This is a genomic window from Burkholderia sp. S-53, from assembly GCF_025560745.1.
Lineage (GTDB): Bacteria > Pseudomonadota > Gammaproteobacteria > Burkholderiales > Burkholderiaceae > Burkholderia > Burkholderia pyrrocinia.
This window is the reverse complement of the sequence record NZ_CP090482.1, coordinates 616,929-635,958: the sequence shown is the minus strand read 5'-3', so window position 1 is coordinate 635,958 and position 19,030 is coordinate 616,929. Positions and strand designations below refer to the sequence as shown.

The window sequence follows — 19,030 nt, the reverse complement described above, 5'->3', positions numbered from 1 at the left end:
CTGCGTAGATTCTCGATTTTTTCCGAGAAGATGCGCAGGGACACAAGCAAGACGCGTGAGCCGAAGGCGCGCTACCGCGTCAGGAACTGGGCGGCCTATAACGCCGGCCTGATCAACCGAGGTAACGTCACGATGTGGATCGACGAAGCCGCTCTTGCGAGCATGCCCGAGGTTGAGCCGACACGCGGCCGTCCGCGCTTGTACAGCGATGCATTGATTCAGGCGTTGCTTGGCTTGAAAACCGTGTTCCGCTTGCCGTTGCGTGCCCTGCAAGGCTTTGCGCAAAGCCTGCGCGATCTGGCTTTCGCCACCTTGCCCGTGCCGAACTACACGACGCTCTGCCGTCGGGCGCAAACTCTTGCCGTCCAACTGCCGATCTTGCGCGATGGCGCCCCGATTCATCTGGTGGTCGACAGCACGGGCGTGAAGGTCTACGGCGAAGGCGAATGGAAGGTGCGCCAACATGGCTATTCGAAGCGTCGCACGTGGCGCAAAGTGCATATCGCGCTCGACACGAATACCGGTCATGTGCGTGCCACACTGATGACGCACCAGGACGTCGCCGACGGCGACGTCCTGGCCGAATTGCTCGACCAGATTCCAGCCGACGAACGGCTCGGAACCGTGGGCGGCGATGGCGCTTACGACTCCAAGTCGTGCCATGCCGCGATTGCGGTACGCGGCGCGACACCCAGTATTCCGCCGCGCGACGGCGCCGTTCACTGGAAAGCGAGCGCGCCGGGAGCCGCATGGCGTAACGAAGCGGTCGATATGATCGCCCGAGTCGGCCGCCGGGAATGGAAGAAGGGCTGCGGCTATCACCGTCGTTCGCTCGCCGAGAACGCCATGTATCGGTTCAAGACGCTCACGGGTCCATGTTTGTGGGCTCGGCGCACCGACTCGCAAGCGGTGGAAGTCTCCGTCCGTGTAGGCGTGCTCAATCGCATGACTGAGCTCGCGCGCCCGCAGTCCGTCCGCAGCGTCTGAGATCATGAACAAAGGCATTACTTCGTCCCCGTGCCTGATTTATGCAACAACGCCGCGTCGCGCTCTACACGTCGAGCGCGACGAATCCGCAGGCGGCGGCGCCGCTGCTGCAGCGGAGTGCGGCGGGCGGCTTCACCGGTTTGCTGACGGTGTTCTTCTACGCGCATCAGCGCAGCGACGCGCAGCAAATGCTCGACAGCGACGCGACGTTACCGGAGACGCTTAATCGCTTCGCCATCGCGAACCGCGCGAGCCTGTCGAACACGAGCGCCGCCTACCAGCTAGCCGACGCGGCACGCGAAGCGTTCCGCTTTCTCCAATATCCAACGCAGAAGCCGCGCGTGAAGAAGATGATCCAGAACATGCTCGCTTCGACGAGCATGACGGGCGCGGACAGCGATCTGTGGCTCGCGGCGGCGGAAGCGGTCGACTACGGCGATCCTGGCAACTGCGCGGACTACGGCACGTGCGACTACAAGAAGTGGCTGACCGACGCGGTGCTCACGCATCGTTACGCGTGCAACACGAGCGTGCGTATCCTCGCACAGGACATGACGGTGCCGCAACTGCAGTCGGTATGTGCGGTGGTCGCGCAGCAGGACGATTACTTCCACCGGATGATGAAGACCGGTCGCAAGCCAGTCGTGGGCGATCGCAACGACACGATCGAGCTCGTCGTTTTCGACGACTACTCGAACTATCGCAAGTATGCTTCGGTAATCTACGGAATCAGTACCGACAACGGCGGAATCTATCTCGAAGGCGATCCGTCCGCGCCCGGCGATCAGGCCCGTTTCATCGCCCACGAGGCGTCGTGGCTTCGACCCGATTCCAAAGTGTGGAACCTCGAGCACGAATTTACACATTATCTTGACGGGCGCTACGATTTGGCGGGCGACTTCACAGCGAGCACCGCGAAGGCGACTGTCTGGTGGATCGAAGGCGTCGCCGAATATCTGTCTAGAAGGAACGACAATCAGGAATCGATCGACGCCGCGCAGACGGGCGCATATCGGTTCTCGGACGTGCTCGAGACGCGTTACTCGTCGAGCGACTACGTCGCGCGTGCATACCGGTGGAGCTACATGGCGACGCGCTTCATGTTCGAGCGTCATCGCGCCGATGTCGACACGATCGTGTCACGCTTCCGTGTGGGCGATTACGACGGCTATGAGAACTACGTCGCGTACATCGGCCGCCGCTACGACACCGAGTTCGCCGACTGGGCGCGCAACGCAACGACGGCGGGCGAGCCGCCACTGCCGACGGCGAGATAAGCAAGCGCGGCCGCGTGAATGCCAGAGTGGATCGACGGCGACGCGTACGACACGGCCCCGGCTTTTCGCGACGAACGCCCTCCGCTCTCGGTCGCCCGCAGCACGTTCGAGCGAGTGATGTGCGTTGGTCGCCGCGTGCGTAGCCGTCGTCGGCGCATCGGTCGATCGCTTGCGATGCGGCGACGATCTCGATCGGTGCGGCCGACCCGCGCTTCGATCTGCGTACTTTCAAAAACCCGATGATGTTGGCGTTGTTCGGAAGGGGTTGTTGCGCGGCAGCGTGAGGTCGAGTAGAAAGGGCCATTGATCTATCCGCCTCGTGAACGTTCAGTGCCATACCAAGCCAGCCTGAAATCCGGTGCGCCGCGCAAACGCCCGAAACCGGCGTATCGGGTCGCGAACGCCCGCGCCTACAATCAGAGCCTGAAGCGGCGAGGCCAGCTCAGCCTCTACTGCCCGGGCGGCGATCTGAAGGCGCTGTTCATCAATGCCCGGCCGTATGTGCCGGGTGTGTCCGGGCGTGCCCCGACCTACACGAACGCCTACATCGAGCTGATCTATACGTTTTACCGGCTGTTTCGTTGGGCGATGCGCCAGATCACCGGCTTCATGGAAGAGTACTGGCGACTCGAGATCGCCGTGCCAAGCTTCGGGCAGCTCAGCGAGCGGTTCGCGACGCTGCCGGTCCCGGTGCAGCAGCGTTGCCAGCGGGTGGCCGACCGTCTGGCCAACGGCGAAGCGATCAGCCTGATCGTCGACAGCACCGGCATGAGCTTCGGTCGGGCCAGCGAATGGCGTCGCCAGAAGTACGGCCGCGCCGCGAGCCGAACGCCGTGGCGCAAGGTCCATCTGTCGATCGATCCGGAAATGAACATCCACGCGATTTCGGTCACCGAAACCACGGTGTCCGACGCGGCAGGGCTGCACGCCGTGCTGGCGGTCGATGCGCCCGTCGACTGCGTGATTGCCGACGGCGCGTACTACAGTATCGCGCAGACCGAAGCAGGGTCGGCCTGCGGCGTGTTGCCCGTGATACCGCCGCCGGCGAATGCAGTGATTCATGACCAGCCGACGACACGCTGGCACGACCAGATTGTCGGCTACATCAAAGAGAAAGGCATCGATGCGTTCCACAACAAGTACGGGTATGGCAAGCGCGCGCGGGTCAAGGCGCAGATCTCGCGGATCAAGCGTTGCATCGGATCGCGACTGCTGACACGCAGATTCGAATCGCAGCAGCGCGAGGGCGTGATCATCGCCAACCTCGTGAACCGGTGGAACAGCTTCGGCAAAGCGCTTTGCGTCAAAACAGCCTAATTGCGTCCGCAACCAACTGACCGCCTACCCTGTCGAACAAAGCCCATGGAGTCGGGGTGCGTGTCAAGAACGGGCCAGCGCTGGCAGGTCACGGGGCAGAGGCTGTTCGCAACGCTATCGCGACAAAGATCGCGCTACTACCCGAGCATTTGCGCCGATCACTGACATGGGATCAAGGCGCAGAGATGGCCCAGCATGTACAGCTACGAATCGACACGACTCTGGAAATCTACTTCTGTGATCCCCAGAGTCCATGGCAACGCGGGACGAATGAAAACACGAACGGCCTACTGCGACAGTACTTTCCGAAAGGCACAGACATGAGTCGATATACCGAGCGTGAACTCGACGCGGTCGCGAACACACTGAACTGTCGACCACGTAAAACGCTCGGATGGAAGACGCCAGCGGAAGCATTCCACGAACTGTTATCCGCAACATAACGATGGGTGTTGCGACGACTCCTTGAACCTAAGCTGCTCGGTGGTATCGAAGTGATGCACATGATTGCCAAAGGGCAAATGAAGGTAGTTCGCAAGAACCAGACGGCCGCCGAGTAATTCTACGCGCCGGATGAATAAGGATTCCTATATATTATAGAGTCGATGCACCTGGCGGTTTCAAGGGCGAAGTGCAACACCTCGCGGGTTACTGAACAGGAACTCGATCCGTGGGGTTAGCCAGAATCTGAGCAAGGATTTGCAGAGGCGTGTGCCAGTTCAGCGTGGCCCGCGATCGTGTGTTGAGCTTGTCAGCAATCGCGTCGAGGTCTTTTTGAGAGTAGACGGACAGATCCGTACCCTTGGGCAGGTACTGGCGCAGCAGGCCGTTGGTGTTTTCGCACGTGCCGCGCTGCCAAGGGCTGTGCGGATCGCAGAAGTAGACACGCACGTTGGTCGCGGCCGTCAGCTCGGCATGCCGCGCCATCTCGCGGCCTTGATCGTAGGTCAGCGTCTGGCGCAGTGGCTCGACGAGCGATTGCAGTTTGGTCGTGAAGGCGGCCAGCGCCGACGCAGCGGTCGCGTCCGGCATCTTGGCCAGCAGCACTGCGCGGCTCATACGCTCGACGAGCACAGCCACGGAGGACTTGTTGGCCGCCCCCTTGATGAGGTCACCTTCCCAGTGACCCGGCATGAGTCGATCGTTGATCTCGGGCGGCCGCACGTGGATGCTGACCATGTCAGGAATCGTCTCGCGCCGATCGGTGCCACGCGATCGCGGCAGGCGTTTGTTACGGTGCTGGCGCAGACAGGCAATCAGTTCGCGGCGCAACTCGCCGCGAGGCTGAGCATAGATGGCGTTGTAAATCGTTTCGTGGGACACGTTCAGGCTCGGATCGTCGGGGAAGGTCCGCTTCAGGGTAGCCGCGATTTCCTGCGGCGACCACTGGCGTTCGCGCAGAAGCTGGCAAACGACATCCCAGAGAACCGAGTCGGGTGCAAGCTTCAGCGTCGGCCGGGCGGCCTGCCGACGAGTGTTGCGGGACGCTTGGGCGACACGCGGGCAGTACAGGCCGTTGGTCTGCGTATTGCGTGCCAGCTCGCGACTCAGTGTCGACGGCGCGCGCTTGAGCTTGCGGGCGATCGCCCGCAAGCTCAAGCCCTCGTCCCGCCAGAAATCGATTCGCATACGTTCTTCAGCTTGAAGTTGTTGGTACGTTCTCTTTGCCATTCGCGGACATTACCGGATAGCGAGAGTGTTGCACTTCAGATTTGAGGCCGGCCCTTGACTTCCTTATCGCGACAGAACCGTGGCAAATCCAGGGCATCCATGCATAACAAATCCCAATACCGTCAGAACAATTGGTCCCTCGGAAATATTGATCTTTGATAGCTGCCTGCCGGCGCGTAGAAATGTCTCGGGACAAGTATTTGCGGTCGATAAAATGCATTTATCACCTTATTCAAGCTCTCTGGTGAGCGCGAGTGTAGAATTCGCATCCTATCGAGGTCAGGAAGTTTTCTGGATTCTGAAATTAAATTCGCAACCAAAGCTTGGTATATAACATTTGACGCTGATCGGCCCTGCTTTGAGTTGAGGGCGTATATATTTTGTGTGCGAGTGCCGATGCTCCGATGGGCAATGGAATATTCCGCTTCTTCTGATAGCTGCTCAAGGTGTCCCCTAGGATCCAAAGGGGCTGCATGGGTGCCGGGATCGAATAAGCTAATCATTCCGCTGGCAAATATCGGGTGCTCGTCAATATTGAATCGGTATGCATACTTACCAAAGCGACTTTTTGGCTTACTTAGCCAAGAACCAATTTCCAAGGAGAAGTATACAAATTTGTCGCCAGCGATGCGCTTGAGATCCAAATCCGGAGTATGCGTCTGGTCAAATGGCTCACTTTTTCGTTGTAGCATCTCCCTCGATAGAAGGCCAACTCCATCGAGCGACATCAAAGGGAAAGCATTTGTTGCATGAACGGCATAAAAATCCTGACTCTTAAGTTTTTCTGCAAACGCAGCCTCAGTCGCGTCGAGCCCTTCGTTGAGAAACAAGCGATTGATATACTCCAAGTTGGTGGCGGTATATCTAAGATGCTCCTCGGAGAGAATGGTGATATCGATTTTTTCGCCAATAGTGCTCGCACGCTCATCCTTCCAAGCTGTTCCCAGAGCAAACATGCGAGCATATGCGTCTTTGGTTTCGCCCAGCAGTCGACGAAACGATCGTTGTAGTATTCTCGCGGCCTGTTCCTCGGTCATCAGGCCTGCGTCGTCGCGCTTGTTAACGGGATTGTTGGCGACCATGCAAAAGAGGTTGAGCCCGTCGAGCGGTCCGGCGGGATCGGGGTTGAGCCATCTTCCGAGCCACGGCGCGTAGTAGCGGGCACCGTAGTAGTACAGGCCGGTGGCGTCGCGCTCCTGGCCCGAGTAGCGCACGTACTTGTACTTCGCCTCGGTGTCGCTGCGCGCCGACCACACTGACGTGCCGCCAAACGGGTAGTACTCCTCCCAGGTCAGGATGTCGGCTTGCGCGTCGAGCTCGAGCATCGACGAGCCGATCTGGTCGTCGAGGCTGACGCGCAGCTGGTCGTTCTCGATCGTCGAGGGTTTGCCCAATTCCCAATGCAGCAGCCGCACCGACTGGCGGCCGGCCGCGCCGAGCGTGAGCACCTGCAGGCGTTCGACCGGCGTCGGCAGGGGCTCGCCGGTGCGGGTCTGCTCGATCTGGCGCAGTTCCAGCCCGGGTAGGTAGCGTACCCGCTCGGTGCGGGTGGTGCCGCTGGTGAGAGCGGTACCGAGCTTGGTGGCCCGCTGGCCGGCGCCGTCATACCAGTACACCTCGGTGTCGTCGTCGAGGCCGCGGCGCACGACCTGGGTGGTGCGCTGCAGCTGGTTGCGGCTGTCCCACGCGAGCGGCTGGCTCGCGCCCAGGGCCTTGAGGTTGCCGCAGGCGTCGAAATAGCTGGCCACGTCGCCGGGCGTGAGGCCGTCGGTCTGTGGCACCGCGCGATTCGAGGTGCGCGCGACCACCATCTGCTGCGTGTAGGAGGAGCGGGTGCCCTGATGCTGGAGGGTCGTGAGGTTGGCGCCGCGATCGTAACGGTAGGTGCGCGTGTAGGGGGTCAGCTCACCGATTTCCTGGAACAGCGGCACGATCGGCGGCGGCAGCGCCTGGCTCTGGCGGCCGGCGTTGGCGTTCTCGCGGCCGGTGGCGCGGGTGAGCTGGTACAGCGCGTCGTAGCTGTAATGGCTGGCGGGCGCGACGCGCTGGTTGCGGGTGTGGCGGGTGGCCTTGGCCGCGTCGTCGATCGCCAGCAGGTTGCCGACCGGGTCGTACTGATAGGACAGCGCCTGCAGCAGCGTGGTGCGCCCGGCCTGGGGCGGACGGGTGGTGTGGAGTTCGGCCAGGCGCTGGGTCTGCGGCTCATAGGTGTAGTCGGTGACGACGCCGTTGCCGGCCTCCTCGCGCAGCACCTGGCCGGCGGCACTGTAGCTGATCGCGCGCAGCAGCGGCTGCCAGGTGGACTGGCCGGCCAGCTGCAGGTCGCTGCCGGCGAGCTGGCCGGCGACGTTGTAGTGTTGGCGCTGACGGTTGCCGCGCGCATCGGTGCGCTCGAGCTCCTGACCGAGCGCGTTGTAGGCCCAGCGGGTGGTGTACGTGTCGGGCGCGAGGGCATTGGTCCAGCGGGCCGGATCGTCGCTGGCCCAGTCGCTGTCGAGCACGTCGTCGCGCAGGAACTGTTGAACGGTGGCCAGCGGTTGGCCGGCGAGGCTGTAGGACGGCGTCTCGGCCATCCCGGCGGGCGACCAGGCCTGCCGCAACTGGCCGCGCAGGTTGGCGTTGTCGGCGGCGGTGGCGTCGCCATAGAGGAGGCGCTCGCTGACGCGCGGCACGGCGGCGCCGGTCTGCTCGGTGACCGAGACCGGGCGGTGCAGCACATCGTAGGCGCGGCGCAGCTGCTGGTCACGGCTGTCGTGCAGCCGGACGAGGCCGCCCTCGACGTCGTACAGCGCGGTGTGGTTGCCGGCGTCCTGGCTAGCGATCGCGAGCGGCTGGCCGGACAGCGAGCGGACGTAGCGAAAGTTCGGTGGCACGGCCGCATCGAGCTGCTGCGCGTCGAACAGGCGCGGGTCGATGCTGGAAGCGAGATCGCCGCGCACGGACCAGGTCTGGCGCGTGATGAGTTCGTCAAGCGCATCCTCGCCCGCCGTGCGGTTGTACTGCACCGTGCGCACCGCCAGCCCGCGGTTATCGACCACGGTGATCGTCGGTGTGCCCGCACAGCGGCGGGCGGTCGCGGCATCGGAAACAGTCGTCACGATACCAATTCTCCTAATCGAGCGGGCAATGTCCAGATCCGCCACATACGTGACACAAGCGTCAATATATATACTCTTGCCGCCCCTCTTGAAAGGGTGATTTTTTGTGAGCTAATGTCAAATGTGGTGTACGACGGTCGAGCGGGCGTTGTTCGGAAGGGGTTGTTGCGCGGCAGCGTGAGGTCGAGTAGAAAGGGCCATTGATCTATCCGCCTCGTGAACGTTCAGTACCATACAAAGCCAGCCTGAAATCCGGTGCGCCGCGCAAACGCCCGAAACCGGCGTATCGGGTCGCGAACGCCCGCGCCTACAATCAGAGCCTGAAGCGGCGAGGCCAGCTCAGCCCTGCCGACGCTCTTTGATCGATTGACGCGGGCAAGCCGCTCGCCCAGGCAAAGCGGAACGTCTTCGAGCATGGGCTTGGGTCTTTACATCTGCCGGTGCTGTCACCGACCGGCATATTCGGGCCACAATGTGGACTTACAACCACGACCGCCCGAACATGGCCCTGGGCGGATTCACGCCAAAGCAGCGGCTGGCCATGGCCGCTTAGTTTCTACTTCTGAACCCCGTGGAAAACGGGGGGATTACCCTTCCGCGCATCGGACCGGCGACGATGCCCGGTGTCGACCTGAGCGAACTCATCGATTGGAGTCAATCGGATCCATCACTGCCGATCGTCTACCAATGTGTCCGGGAGTTACTGTTCGCCGCTCCCGCGTCCCAGCTTGGTGAGGAAGTGGCGTGAGCGACAGGCTTCCGCGAATTTGCGGCGTGCCCGATCAGCGGCGTGGGGATGGCGAAACCCGGTGGGTCGAGACTGGCGGACGCCCGCGGCGCGGCCCCAGGCAGACAGATGTACAAATCCGGGGGAAGGAATACCCCTCCCCTCTGCTGGCAAAGGACGCGAATCGCAGATTCGCGTTATGCTTGGAGCAGCCAATATTCAGTATATAAGATCGAATGGACGAACTGACTCTCTGGCTGTCGGCACCGACCGAAGCCTATCAGCAGTGGCAGCGCACCGAAGCCGCCGGCGCCGATCGGCGCGCCTTCTCGCCACGGTCGATCGTCCAGCACGAAGCCATGTTCGAGCGCTTCATGCGCCACCTCACGTCCGCCCAGCGGTCGCTGGCCACCTTCGGCCCGGACCACCTCGAATCATTCTTTGCTGACCTCGATCGCCGGTGCAAACCCGGCACCACGACACGCCTGCGGTACCAGAAGCTCCTCGACCGGCTCGGCCGGCACCTCATCGAGGTCGGCGTGCGCAAGACCAATCCTGCGGCCGCCTATACGCTGACGCAGACGTGGCCGGAGGACGAACCCGTCCCGGTGTACCTGCTCGAGGCCGACGATCGTCGCCTGCAGGCGTCGATCCGCGCCATCGACGGGCTCGACGATCGCGCGTTACGGAACCGCGCCATCGTTGGCTTATTGCTCTCGACCGGCATCACCGCGCAGGAAATCCGGCAGGCGGCCGCCGCCGACCTCGACCTGTCGCCGGCGCGGCCGCACCTCCTTGTACCGAAGCGCGGCCCACGCGAAGCACGTCGCATCAACGTTGACGAGTTTGCGGAACCCGCGCTCGCGCGATGGCGGAATCTGTCTGCGGGTGCAGACAGCCCACTGCTGTTCCCGTCCCCCCGTGCCGGCGGCCCAATGACCGACGAGATGCTCGGCCGCATCGTTCGAGACGAACTCCTCGCGATCGATGTTCGGCTCCCCGATATGAGCCCGCGCACCCTTAGAAACACGTTCGCCAGACGCCTGCTGCTCGCCGGCAGAAGCAACGACGACGTCATGCATCTCTTGGGCCTGACGAGCCAGCGGACTGTGATTCGGGCAACGATCCCGACCGGGCCTCAATCTGCACCCCAGACTTGACTTCCTGTCCGTCTCGATAGCCTGAAAAAGCCAGCAAGTTCGCTGGCTTTTCGCTATTGGAGCATTCATTATGGACTACGTATCGCGCTACACGGACCTCGTCTACTCCACCAACGGCGGCATCGCCGTCTGCCGCTACCGGCTGCTCGCGCTCGCGCCGGAACCGACGCAACTCGTCATTCAGGTCGAGAACCACGGCGGTAACAAGGACATCCTGATCACCGATCACATCGTCCGCGACGGAATCCTCAACCGAATCGCCGATCGCGAACTGACGGGCGTCCCGTTCGACATGCTTTGCGTCGCGTTGACCGAGGCCGGCCAACATCACATCGTCTTCGTCGAAGCCGATCTCGAGGACTACATTCATCGCGGATATCCGTATGAGCGATCCGCACAGCCGGCCGCACGTGGCCGGCATATTGAGCGCATCTCGATCAATTCCCGTGACCTGGTGGTCGGCCGGGCCCGCCTGCAGACCGCGCATGCGACTCCTACGCTCGCAGACGACAGTCTCGCGGCCATCCTCGACCGGCCGACGTCCGCGTAAGCGCCTAATACGCGGGCGTGTAGCCACGGCTGGGCATCACGTACTGAGTCCTATCGCCAACAACAACGGAGGCGACAGGCAGAAAAACCCGGTGCAGACGCACCGGGTTGGGTTCCAAAGTGTCGGGCTTCAAGCCGCCTGCGAGAACAGATCGACAGGCGCCAGGTTCTGCATCGTGAGGTGCTCGGTGTTCGATATCGCGCGGTCGACGAGAAATCGATCAAGCTCCGCCGGCGTCAGGTTGTGCCTATATGCCGATCACGGATTGGCTCCATAACGGCGATCCGTGACAGATGCCGACACCCAGCGCAGCCGATGAGAGTTGGGCGATGGACTTCTCTATGGTCCACCCGCAAACCGCAAGCGCAGACTGGTGGCGATAGACGACTCGCGTTTATCTATCCGGCCTATAGCGATCCGATCGAAGCCGGATCTGGCCTGCATGATGTAGTCGCACGCTTCCGTCCCAATTAGTGGCGCGGCATGATGTCTGCCGGAAGTCCAGACGGGTTTGGGGAAGCGACGGATGGTCGTTTGCGCCATGCTGATTGGCTGCGCGAGCTGCGGAAAGTAGCAGCGATCGAGGGAAGCTATCGGTCTGGTATGCCTCAGGTGTGGTAGTGCAGGTTAAACTCCGCGCCGCTTCGCATGACAGCCCATGCAATACGTACGAGTTTGTTTGCCAGAGCGCAGACGGCAATGTGCGCATGCCGACGTTCGGCAAGTTGGATTAGCCAGTGCTGGATCGGATCGTTGGGATGCTTGTCTTTCCATACCCATAGCGCGCGGGCGCCCTGCACGAACAGGCGACGCAGATAGCTGTTTCCCCTCTTTGTAATACCTAGCAAACGTGGCTTGCCGCCGGTTGTATGCTGTTGTGGCACCAGCCCTACCCAGGCGGCGAGATCGCGTGCCCGCCTGAACGTTGATGCGTTGCCGACTGCGGAGACGATGGCGGTCGACAGCAGGACACCGATACCTGGAATAGTTTGAAGGCGCCGGCAAAGGTCACTCTCGCGTGCGAGACATTTGAGCCGATCGTTCATCTGTTCAATGGTTGCTTCCGTGCGGTTCCACATGTCGAGCAGCATGCGTCCAAGATCGCGCATCATGGGAGTTAAGCCGGAGTCCTCCTTCTCGAGTAGGGAGGGCAACACGGTGCGAAGCGCATAGAACCCCTGTGCAATCTCGATACCCCGATCGAGCAGCAGTCCGCGAATCTGGTTGGTCAATGCCAGGCGCTGCTGGAGCATGCGTTCGCGGGCGCGGTGCAGCGCCTGAACATCCATCTGCTCCTCTGACTTGAGCGGCACAAACCGCATCGTCGGAAGTCTGACAGCTTCGGCAATAGCCTGAGCGTCGTTAAAGTCATTCTTCTGCGATTTGACGAACGGCTTGACGTACTGTGCCGGTAGAAGTTTGACGTCGTGGCCGAAGCCCTGAAATTTGCGGGCCAGATACTGCGAGCCACAGCATGTTTCGATGCCGACAAGGCACGGTGGATGTTGTGCCATAAGCAGCAGGAGTTGATTGCGCCCCAACTTCTCGCGCAGCACGACTTTGCCAGCCGCGTCGCAGCCGACGACGTGGAACCAGCGCTTGCCGAGATCGATTCCTAACGTGACCGAGTTCATGGCGACCTCCATGGGTGGTAGCGCCACTACGATAAAAGAAGCGGGTGGACCATACCATTAGTCGCGGATGCGCTGGCGAATGGCCGGCGCGTCAGGATGCTGACCATCATCGACGCATGGAATCGTGAGTGTCTGCGCATCGAGGCCGACTTCTCGTTGACGGGTGTTCGCGTGGCGCGCGTGCTTGAGCAGCTACGTCAGCAGGGACGGTGCCCAAATCTGATTCAGGTTGATAACGGGCCGGAGTTCGTCAGCAAGGCGCTCGATGCATGGGCGCACGAACATGGCGTCAAACTGCAGTTCATCCGTCCGGGTAAGCCGGTGGAAAACGCGCACATTGAGAGCTTCAACGGCCGACTGCGCGAAGAGTGTTTGAATCAGCATGCGTTCGTCAGTCTCGACGATGCACGCAGGCGTATCGAAGCGTGGCGCACGGACTACAACTCGGTGCGTCCGCATAGTGCCTTGGGGCAACTGGCGCCGGACCAATTCCGGCAACTGCATCAACCGAAAACCGGCGAGCCCACTAACTTACGAATGGTGTACTCGGCGGGGTAAGGTCACCGAGACCGTGACGATCGACAAAAGCGGGGCGAACCTGGCGGCGCTCAAGGACATCAACGCTACCCGTGAACCGCCGATCAAGATTCGTCAGCAAAAATATCTGAACAATATCGTCGAGCAGGATCACCGCGCCATCAAGCGCCGAACCCGGCCGATGATGGGCTTCAAAGATTTTCACTGCGCTCGCATCCTGCTCGGTGGTATCGAAGTGATGCACATGATTGCCAAAGGGCAAATGAAGGCAGTTCGCAAGAACCAGACGGCCGCCGAGCAATTCTACTCTTTGGCTGCATAAGGAATCCTATACGTTCCCGAGTTTATGCGTCTGGACATCCTTATCGCGACAGAACCTTCCCTGCGAGCCCCCGTATTGGCAACTGCCAGATGTTGCACAAATCGAACGCTTACCCCAAACTGTCTGAACTCAAATATTTGACATAAGAGACGGTTTCATAAAGACAGCTCAGTGCGCCGGAGGGTATTCCAGCAGATCAGGCAGCAACCGAGTTTGAGGAACGCGCAGTGAATGTCAGCGCGGCGCTCGAAACGAATACGGAGGCGACGGAAATGATGCAGCCAGGCATGCGTGCGCTCGACGACCCAGCGATATTTGCCAAGGCCGCTGCCATGTTCGGTGCGGCGCTTGGCGATAACCGGCTCGATACCGCGATTGCGCAACGCCTGCCGATGTCGCTCGGAGTCGTAACCGCGATCGGCGTGGACCACACGCGGTCTCTGCAGTGGGTGGCCGCGCAATCCACGAATTGGCGGAATCGCGTCGATCAGCGGCAGCAGCTGCGTGACATCGTGAACGTTCGCGCCGGTCAGGATCGCCGCGAGCGGCGTGCCATTGGCGTCGGTGACGATGTGGTGCTTGGAACCGGGTCGCGCGCGATCGGTGGGGTTTGGCCCAGTTTTTGGCCCGCCCCAACGGCGCGAATCGATGAGGAATCGACTGCGGCTCGCGAGAAGTCGATTTGGTCTGCTGCTCGCAGCTTCGCGAGCAGCAATTCGTGCAGGCGATCCCATACGCCCGCAGCCTGCCAATCGCGTAGCCGTCGCCAGCAAGTCACGCCCGAGCCGCAGCCCATCTCGGCGGGCAGGTCGCGCCAGCGCAATCCCGTCTTGAGAACGAACAGGATGCCGGTCAGCGCGGCGCGATTCGAAACAGGCAGGCGGCCTGGGTTCTTCTCGCGCCGCGGCTTGGGTGGCGGCAATAACGGCTCGATCAATATCCACAGTTCGTCGTCGATGATCGGCTTGCCCATCTCCTCGGCCTCGGTTGTTCCGATGCCTGAGGTTAACAGCTTGCCGCGAAAGTTAACAGCCCAACGGGGCCTTTCTGAAACCGTCTCTAAGAGAATCTAGCGAAATTTTTACTGTAGTAGCTTTTTAGAAATGTCGTGTTCTAGCCATTTAGAAATGTCGCGTTTGGACCTCGGTAAGCTTGCCGGCTCCCCGTCAGATCATGGAGCCGGCGATGCACCGAACAGCTCTGGTGACATTGAACATGCGAGAACTCGACCGTCTGAAGGTAATCCAGGCCGTGGCAGATTTGGGCTTGAAGCCTGGCCGCGCGGCAGAACGGCTGGGCTTGACGGTCCGGCAGATCGAGCGGCTGGTGATTCGATACCGCGAGTCTGGTGCGGCGGGTCTGGCATCGCGCAAGCGTGGCGGTCCCGGCAACCGGCGGCTGGATACGGAGTTGGCCCAACGGGCGCTGACGATCATCCGCGATCGCTACACCGATTTCGGACCGACATTGGCCTGCGAGAAGCTCTGGGAATGCCACGGCATTCAGTTGGCCAAGGAAACGGTCAGGAGGCTGATGACGGACGCTGGCTTGTGGATTCCACGTCGACAGCGACCACCGAAGGTTTATCAGCCACGAGCGCGTCGGGCCTGCCTGGGCGAACTGATCCAGATCGATGGCAGCGACCATCGGTGGTTCGAGGAGCGGGCGGTGGCCTGCACGCTGCTGGTGTACGTTGACGATGCGACGAGCCGGCTGATGATGCTGCACTTCACGCAAACCGAATCGACCTTCAGCTACTTCGAGGCGACGCGGGCGTACATCGAGCGCCACGGCAAGCCGGTAGCGTTTTACAGCGACAAAGCCAGCGTATTTCGCAGCACGACCGCGAGCAAAACCGGCAGCAGCGTGACCCACTTTGGCCGGGCGATGTACGAGCTGAACATCGACACGTTCTGCGCGAACAGTAGCTCGGCCAAGGGGCGTGTCGAGCGTGCGCACCTGACGCTGCAGGATCGGCTGGTCAAGGGGTTCTGTCGCGATAAGGATGTCCAGACGCATAAACTCGGGAACGTATAGGATTCCTTATGCAGCCAAAGAGTAGAATTGCTCGGCGGCCGTCTGGTTCTTGCGAACTGCCTTCATTTGCCCTTTGGCAATCATGTGCATCACTTCGATACCACCGAGCAGGATGCGAGCGCAGTGAAAATCTTTGAAGCCCATCATCGGCCGGGTTCGGCGCTTGATGGCGCGGTGATCCTGCTCGACGATATTGTTCAGATATTTTTGCTGACGAATCTTGATCGGCGGTTCACGGGTAGCGTTGATGTCCTTGAGCGCCGCCAGGTTCGCCCCGCTTTTGTCGATCGTCACGGTCTCGGGTGCACCGTTCTGCTCGATCGATTTTTCGAAATACCGACGGGCGGCGGCCTTGTCCCGGCGAGCCCGCAGCAGGAAATCGATGGTGTTGCCGTCCTTGTCGACGGCCCGGTAGAGATATTTCCACGCACCGTTGACCTTGATATACGTCTCGTCCATCCGCCAGCTTTTTCCGACCGGCCGCTTGCGCCGACGGAACGCCTGTTCCAGCACCGGCAGCACCTTGATGGCCCATCGATGCACCATCGAATGGTCCACCGACACGCCCCGTTCGGCCATCATTTCCTCGAGGTGGCGCAGGCTCAGGGGGTACGCAACATACCCGCGCACGCACAGCAGGATCACGTCGAACGGGTAATGCAGTCGCTGGAACACCTGCTTCAGGATCGCATTCATGCCTTGCTGCATCGCTCACTTCGCCTCAATTCCGATCACGCAAGCTTACCAGACCGACTTACTGCGACAGAACCCCAGCGTACGCACAGCAGGATCACGTCGAACGGGTAGTGCAGTCGCTGGAACACCCGCTTCAGGATCGCATTCATGCCTTGCTGCATCGCTCAATTCGCTTCCATTCCGATCTCGCAAGCTTACCAGACCGCCTTACTGCGACAGAACCAAGTTAACAGCCCAACGGGGCCTTTCTGAAACCGTCTCTTATCTCGACAGAACCACCAAGGCCGTTCTCCAAGATTGAAATGGCCCGAAGAAATCAGGCAGGTCACCTCTACTATTCACGCTCCCACGTCCCGCGCGATCATCAAGCGATACAAGGTGGACCGCGACACCCCCAGCTCGGCCGCCACGGCGTTCATCCGATCGGGGTGCCGTAGCAGCGCCGCCTCGATTGCTTGCCGCTCGGCCTGCTCGCGGGCTTCGGCGAGCGTGATCGCCGGATGCGCCGCGAACGCGCGGAGGTCCAGGTCGGCGGCCGATAGCAGGCGGCCATTGGACATCACGATCGCGCGCCGGATCCGATTGATGAGTTCACGCACGTTGCCCGGCCAGGCATAGGTGTGCATGGCCTCGACCGCGCTCGCCGCGAAGCCACGTATCCGGCCAGCGCCATCGCTTTGGAAGCGGCGCAGGATATGATGCGCGAGGATGTCGATATCCTTGCCCCGCACGCGCAGCGGCGGGACCTCGAGCTTCAGCACGCACAGTCGGTGATAGAGATCCTCGCGGAAGCGGCCGGCGCGCATCATCGTGTTGAGATCGGCATGCGTGGCGGAGAGGATCCGCACATCGAGCGGAATCGACTGGTGTGCACCGAGCCGCTCAATCTTGCCCTCCTGCAGGAATCGCAGCAGGCTCGCCTGGCTCTCGAGCGGCGTGTCGCCGATCTCGTCCAGAAACAGCGTGCCGCCGTTGGCCGCCTCGACGCGACCGATCTTGCGCTGGTTCGCGCCAGTGAACGCACCGCGCTCGTAGCCGAACAACTCGGCCTGCAACAGGGTCGGCGGCAGCGCGCCGCAGTTGATCGAGACCAGCGGCGCGTTGCGACGCGCCGACTGTGCGTGGACCGCGCGTGCGGTGAGTTCCTTGCCCGTGCCGGATTCGCCGGCGATAAACACGGTGGCATCGGTTGCCGCGACCTTGCGAATCCTGCGGAACAGTTGCTGCATCGCGTCGCAGGTACCGAGCATGGCGTCGCTTGCCACGTCGGGGATATCCATCGTGAGATCGAGATCACCGAGTGCGGCCATGCGATATGCGCGGCACACCAGATACTCGATCGTCTCGCGCGACACCGAGGGTTTCGTATAGTCCGCGCAATACTGGCGGATCCATTGGCGTACCTTTGTGTCATTAAGGCGCACGTCGCCGGCGAGCGCAACCCAACCGACCTGCTGTTGCTGCAGGACATCTTCAAGCGCCAGCAGCTCGTGCGGCTCGAACCCGTCGAAATCGACGATGCCCGCCTGTGGCTGATTCGGTGTCATGCTGCGCATGGCCTCGCGAGTCGAACGCGCGACGTGTACACGCCAGTGCCGTTCGCGCAAATACTCGACGATCGACGCGTCCGGCATACGCGAAAGCAAGACGAGCGGCCGCACAACGGCTTCGCCGGGGGCGGCGCCGGGCGGTGTTTGATCGGGCGCTACGCAATCGGAGATGGAGTAACCGTCGTGCACAAAACCCTCGAGTGTCGTGGGGGATCAATACGTTGCGTCATCCGCCATCGGGGGCGGTGCCAAATGACCACCGCGCCGAAGTTGGGCGATTGACGACACGAACGCGGCATGGACGCGCCAAAGGATGACGCGATGACATGTGCACACCTGAATCCAGGTAGCCAGGCATGACATCAACTACGCCGGCACGGCGAGCTTTGGGAAGCGAGCGCGCGTATCGGGATGGACTATTTGGTTCTGTCGCGATAAGGCCGTTCAGACGCATAAATTCGGAAATGCATAGGATTCCTTATGCAGCCAAAGAGTAGAATTGCTCGGCGGCCGTCTGGTTCTTGCGAACTGCCTTCAACTGCCTTTTGGCAATCATGTGCATCACTTCGATACCACCGAGCAGGATGCGAGCACAGCGAAAATCTTTGGAGCCCATCATCGGTCGGGTTCGGTGCTTGATGGCGCGGTGATCCTGCTCGACGATATTGTTCAGATATTTTTGCTGACGAATCTTGATCGGCTGTTCACGAGTCGCGTTGAGGTCCTTGAGTGCCGCCAGGTTCGCTCCGCTTTTGTCGATCGTCACGGTCTCGGGCACCCCGTTCTGCTCGATCGATCTTTCGAAATACCGACGGGCGGCAGCCTTGTCCCGGCGAGCCCGCAGCAGGAAATCGATGGTGTTGCCGTCCTTGGCAACGGCCCGATAGAGGTATTTCCACGCACCGTTGACCTTGATATACGTCTCGTCCATCCTCCAGCTTTTTCCGACCGGCCGCTTGCGCTGGCGGAACGCCTTTTCCAGCACCGGAAGGAGCTTGATGGCCCATCGATGTACCGTCGAGTGATCAACCGACACGCCCCGTTCGGCCATCATCTCCTCGAGGTGGCGCAGGCTCAGCGGGTACGCAACATACCAGCGCACGCACAGCAGGATCACGTCGAACGGGTAATGCAGTCGCTGGAACACCCGCTTCAGGATCGCATTCATGCCTTGCTGCATCGCTCACTTCGCCTACATTTCGATCACGCAAGCTTACCAGACCGTCTTACTGCGACAGAGCCAAATTCTATGCGCTCGGAAATGTGAATAAATGTGAAATTTAATGAAATTTCTTGATCGCATATTTTGGAATTGCGATTCGCGAATTTCCAGTCTATTTTTCCTAATCACATGCCCCTCTCGTACCGGATTTTAAAATTTGGTTCTGTCTGAACCGCCCCGAGTTTTGTGGAGGCTCCAACTCTGGTTCTGTCGCAGTAAGGCGGTCTGGTAAGCTTGCGAGATCG

Annotated in this window: 13 protein-coding genes and 3 pseudogenes; 9 read left to right on the top strand and 7 right to left on the bottom strand. The window is 61.0% G+C overall.

Features of this window, described 5'->3' with window-relative positions:
- Positions 1–30: 30 nt before the first annotated feature.
- The 4 genes and pseudogenes from LXM88_RS02545 to LXM88_RS02530 all read left to right on the top strand — a co-directional run.
- Positions 31–987 (top strand): IS5 family transposase, encoded by a 957-nt coding sequence (locus LXM88_RS02545; RefSeq protein ID WP_262530390.1) that lies wholly within the window; start codon positions 31–33, stop codon positions 985–987.
- Between the two features lie 53 nt (positions 988–1,040).
- Positions 1,041–2,264, top strand: a pseudogene (locus LXM88_RS02540) (collagenase); the annotation flags it as partial.
- 303 nt (positions 2,265–2,567) lie between these two features.
- Positions 2,568–3,581 carry an IS5 family transposase gene (locus LXM88_RS02535; RefSeq protein WP_262530389.1) on the top strand — a complete coding sequence of 338 codons (1,014 nt, stop codon included), beginning with the start codon at positions 2,568–2,570 and terminating at the stop codon, positions 3,579–3,581.
- Between the two features lie 62 nt (positions 3,582–3,643).
- Positions 3,644–4,050 (top strand): annotated as a pseudogene (locus tag LXM88_RS02530) (IS30 family transposase); the annotation flags it as partial.
- 179 nt (positions 4,051–4,229) lie between these two features.
- On the opposite strand, the gene LXM88_RS02520 reads toward LXM88_RS02530, so the two are convergent.
- Together LXM88_RS02520 and LXM88_RS02515 are read right to left on the bottom strand one after the other, a co-directional pair.
- Positions 4,230–5,252, bottom strand: a complete 1,023-nt coding sequence (locus LXM88_RS02520) for an IS30 family transposase (protein WP_412524075.1) — start codon at positions 5,250–5,252, stop codon at positions 4,230–4,232.
- Between the two features lie 122 nt (positions 5,253–5,374).
- On the bottom strand, positions 5,375–8,350 hold the full coding sequence (locus tag LXM88_RS02515) for an RHS repeat-associated core domain-containing protein (RefSeq protein ID WP_262530387.1): 2,976 nt from the start codon (positions 8,348–8,350) through the stop codon (positions 5,375–5,377).
- A gap of 963 nt (positions 8,351–9,313) precedes the next feature.
- On the opposite strand from LXM88_RS02515, the gene LXM88_RS02510 reads away from it, so the two are divergent.
- Positions 9,314–10,237: a tyrosine-type recombinase/integrase gene (locus tag LXM88_RS02510; protein WP_262530386.1), complete on the top strand. Its 924-nt coding sequence runs from the start codon at positions 9,314–9,316 to the stop codon at positions 10,235–10,237.
- A gap of 70 nt (positions 10,238–10,307) precedes the next feature.
- Entirely contained in the window at positions 10,308–10,787 is a 480-nt protein-coding gene (locus tag LXM88_RS02505) for a hypothetical protein (RefSeq protein WP_262530385.1), read from the top strand.
- A gap of 608 nt (positions 10,788–11,395) precedes the next feature.
- On the opposite strand, the gene LXM88_RS02500 is transcribed toward LXM88_RS02505, so the two are convergent.
- The gene (locus tag LXM88_RS02500) at positions 11,396–12,421 is read right to left on the bottom strand and encodes an IS110 family transposase (protein WP_262530384.1); all 1,026 of its coding nucleotides are present in this window, start codon (positions 12,419–12,421) and stop codon (positions 11,396–11,398) included.
- Between the two features lie 51 nt (positions 12,422–12,472).
- On the opposite strand from LXM88_RS02500, the gene LXM88_RS02495 reads away from it, so the two are divergent.
- Together LXM88_RS02495 and LXM88_RS02490 are read left to right on the top strand one after the other, a co-directional pair.
- The gene (locus tag LXM88_RS02495) at positions 12,473–12,979 is read left to right on the top strand and encodes an integrase core domain-containing protein (protein WP_441301336.1); all 507 of its coding nucleotides are present in this window, start codon (positions 12,473–12,475) and stop codon (positions 12,977–12,979) included.
- Between the two features lies 1 nt (position 12,980).
- A pseudogene (locus LXM88_RS02490) lies at positions 12,981–13,280 on the top strand (DDE-type integrase/transposase/recombinase); the annotation flags it as partial.
- Between the two features lie 155 nt (positions 13,281–13,435).
- Here LXM88_RS02490 and LXM88_RS02485 read toward each other — a convergent pair.
- A protein-coding gene (locus LXM88_RS02485; protein ID WP_262530383.1) for an IS5 family transposase occupies positions 13,436–14,253 on the bottom strand; the annotation gives its coding sequence in 2 pieces (ribosomal slippage) (positions 13,436–13,905 and positions 13,905–14,253; 819 coding nt in all).
- Between the two features lie 212 nt (positions 14,254–14,465).
- On the opposite strand from LXM88_RS02485, the gene LXM88_RS02480 reads away from it, so the two are divergent.
- Complete coding sequence (locus LXM88_RS02480; protein ID WP_441301333.1) at positions 14,466–15,317, top strand: ISNCY family transposase; 852 nt, start codon at positions 14,466–14,468, stop codon at positions 15,315–15,317.
- A gap of 6 nt (positions 15,318–15,323) precedes the next feature.
- Here LXM88_RS02480 and LXM88_RS02475 read toward each other — a convergent pair whose 3' ends face one another.
- The 3 genes from LXM88_RS02475 to LXM88_RS02465 all read right to left on the bottom strand — a co-directional run bounded on the left by LXM88_RS02475 (position 15,324) and on the right by LXM88_RS02465 (position 18,731).
- Positions 15,324–16,013, bottom strand: coding sequence for an IS6 family transposase (locus LXM88_RS02475; protein WP_412524073.1), 690 nt, complete (start codon positions 16,011–16,013; stop codon positions 15,324–15,326).
- A gap of 338 nt (positions 16,014–16,351) precedes the next feature.
- Positions 16,352–17,752: a sigma-54 dependent transcriptional regulator gene (locus tag LXM88_RS02470; protein ID WP_412524072.1), complete on the bottom strand. Its 1,401-nt coding sequence runs from the start codon at positions 17,750–17,752 to the stop codon at positions 16,352–16,354.
- 289 nt (positions 17,753–18,041) lie between these two features.
- Positions 18,042–18,731 (bottom strand): IS6 family transposase, encoded by a 690-nt coding sequence (locus LXM88_RS02465; protein ID WP_412524071.1) that lies wholly within the window; start codon positions 18,729–18,731, stop codon positions 18,042–18,044.
- Positions 18,732–19,030: the final 299 nt, after the last annotated feature.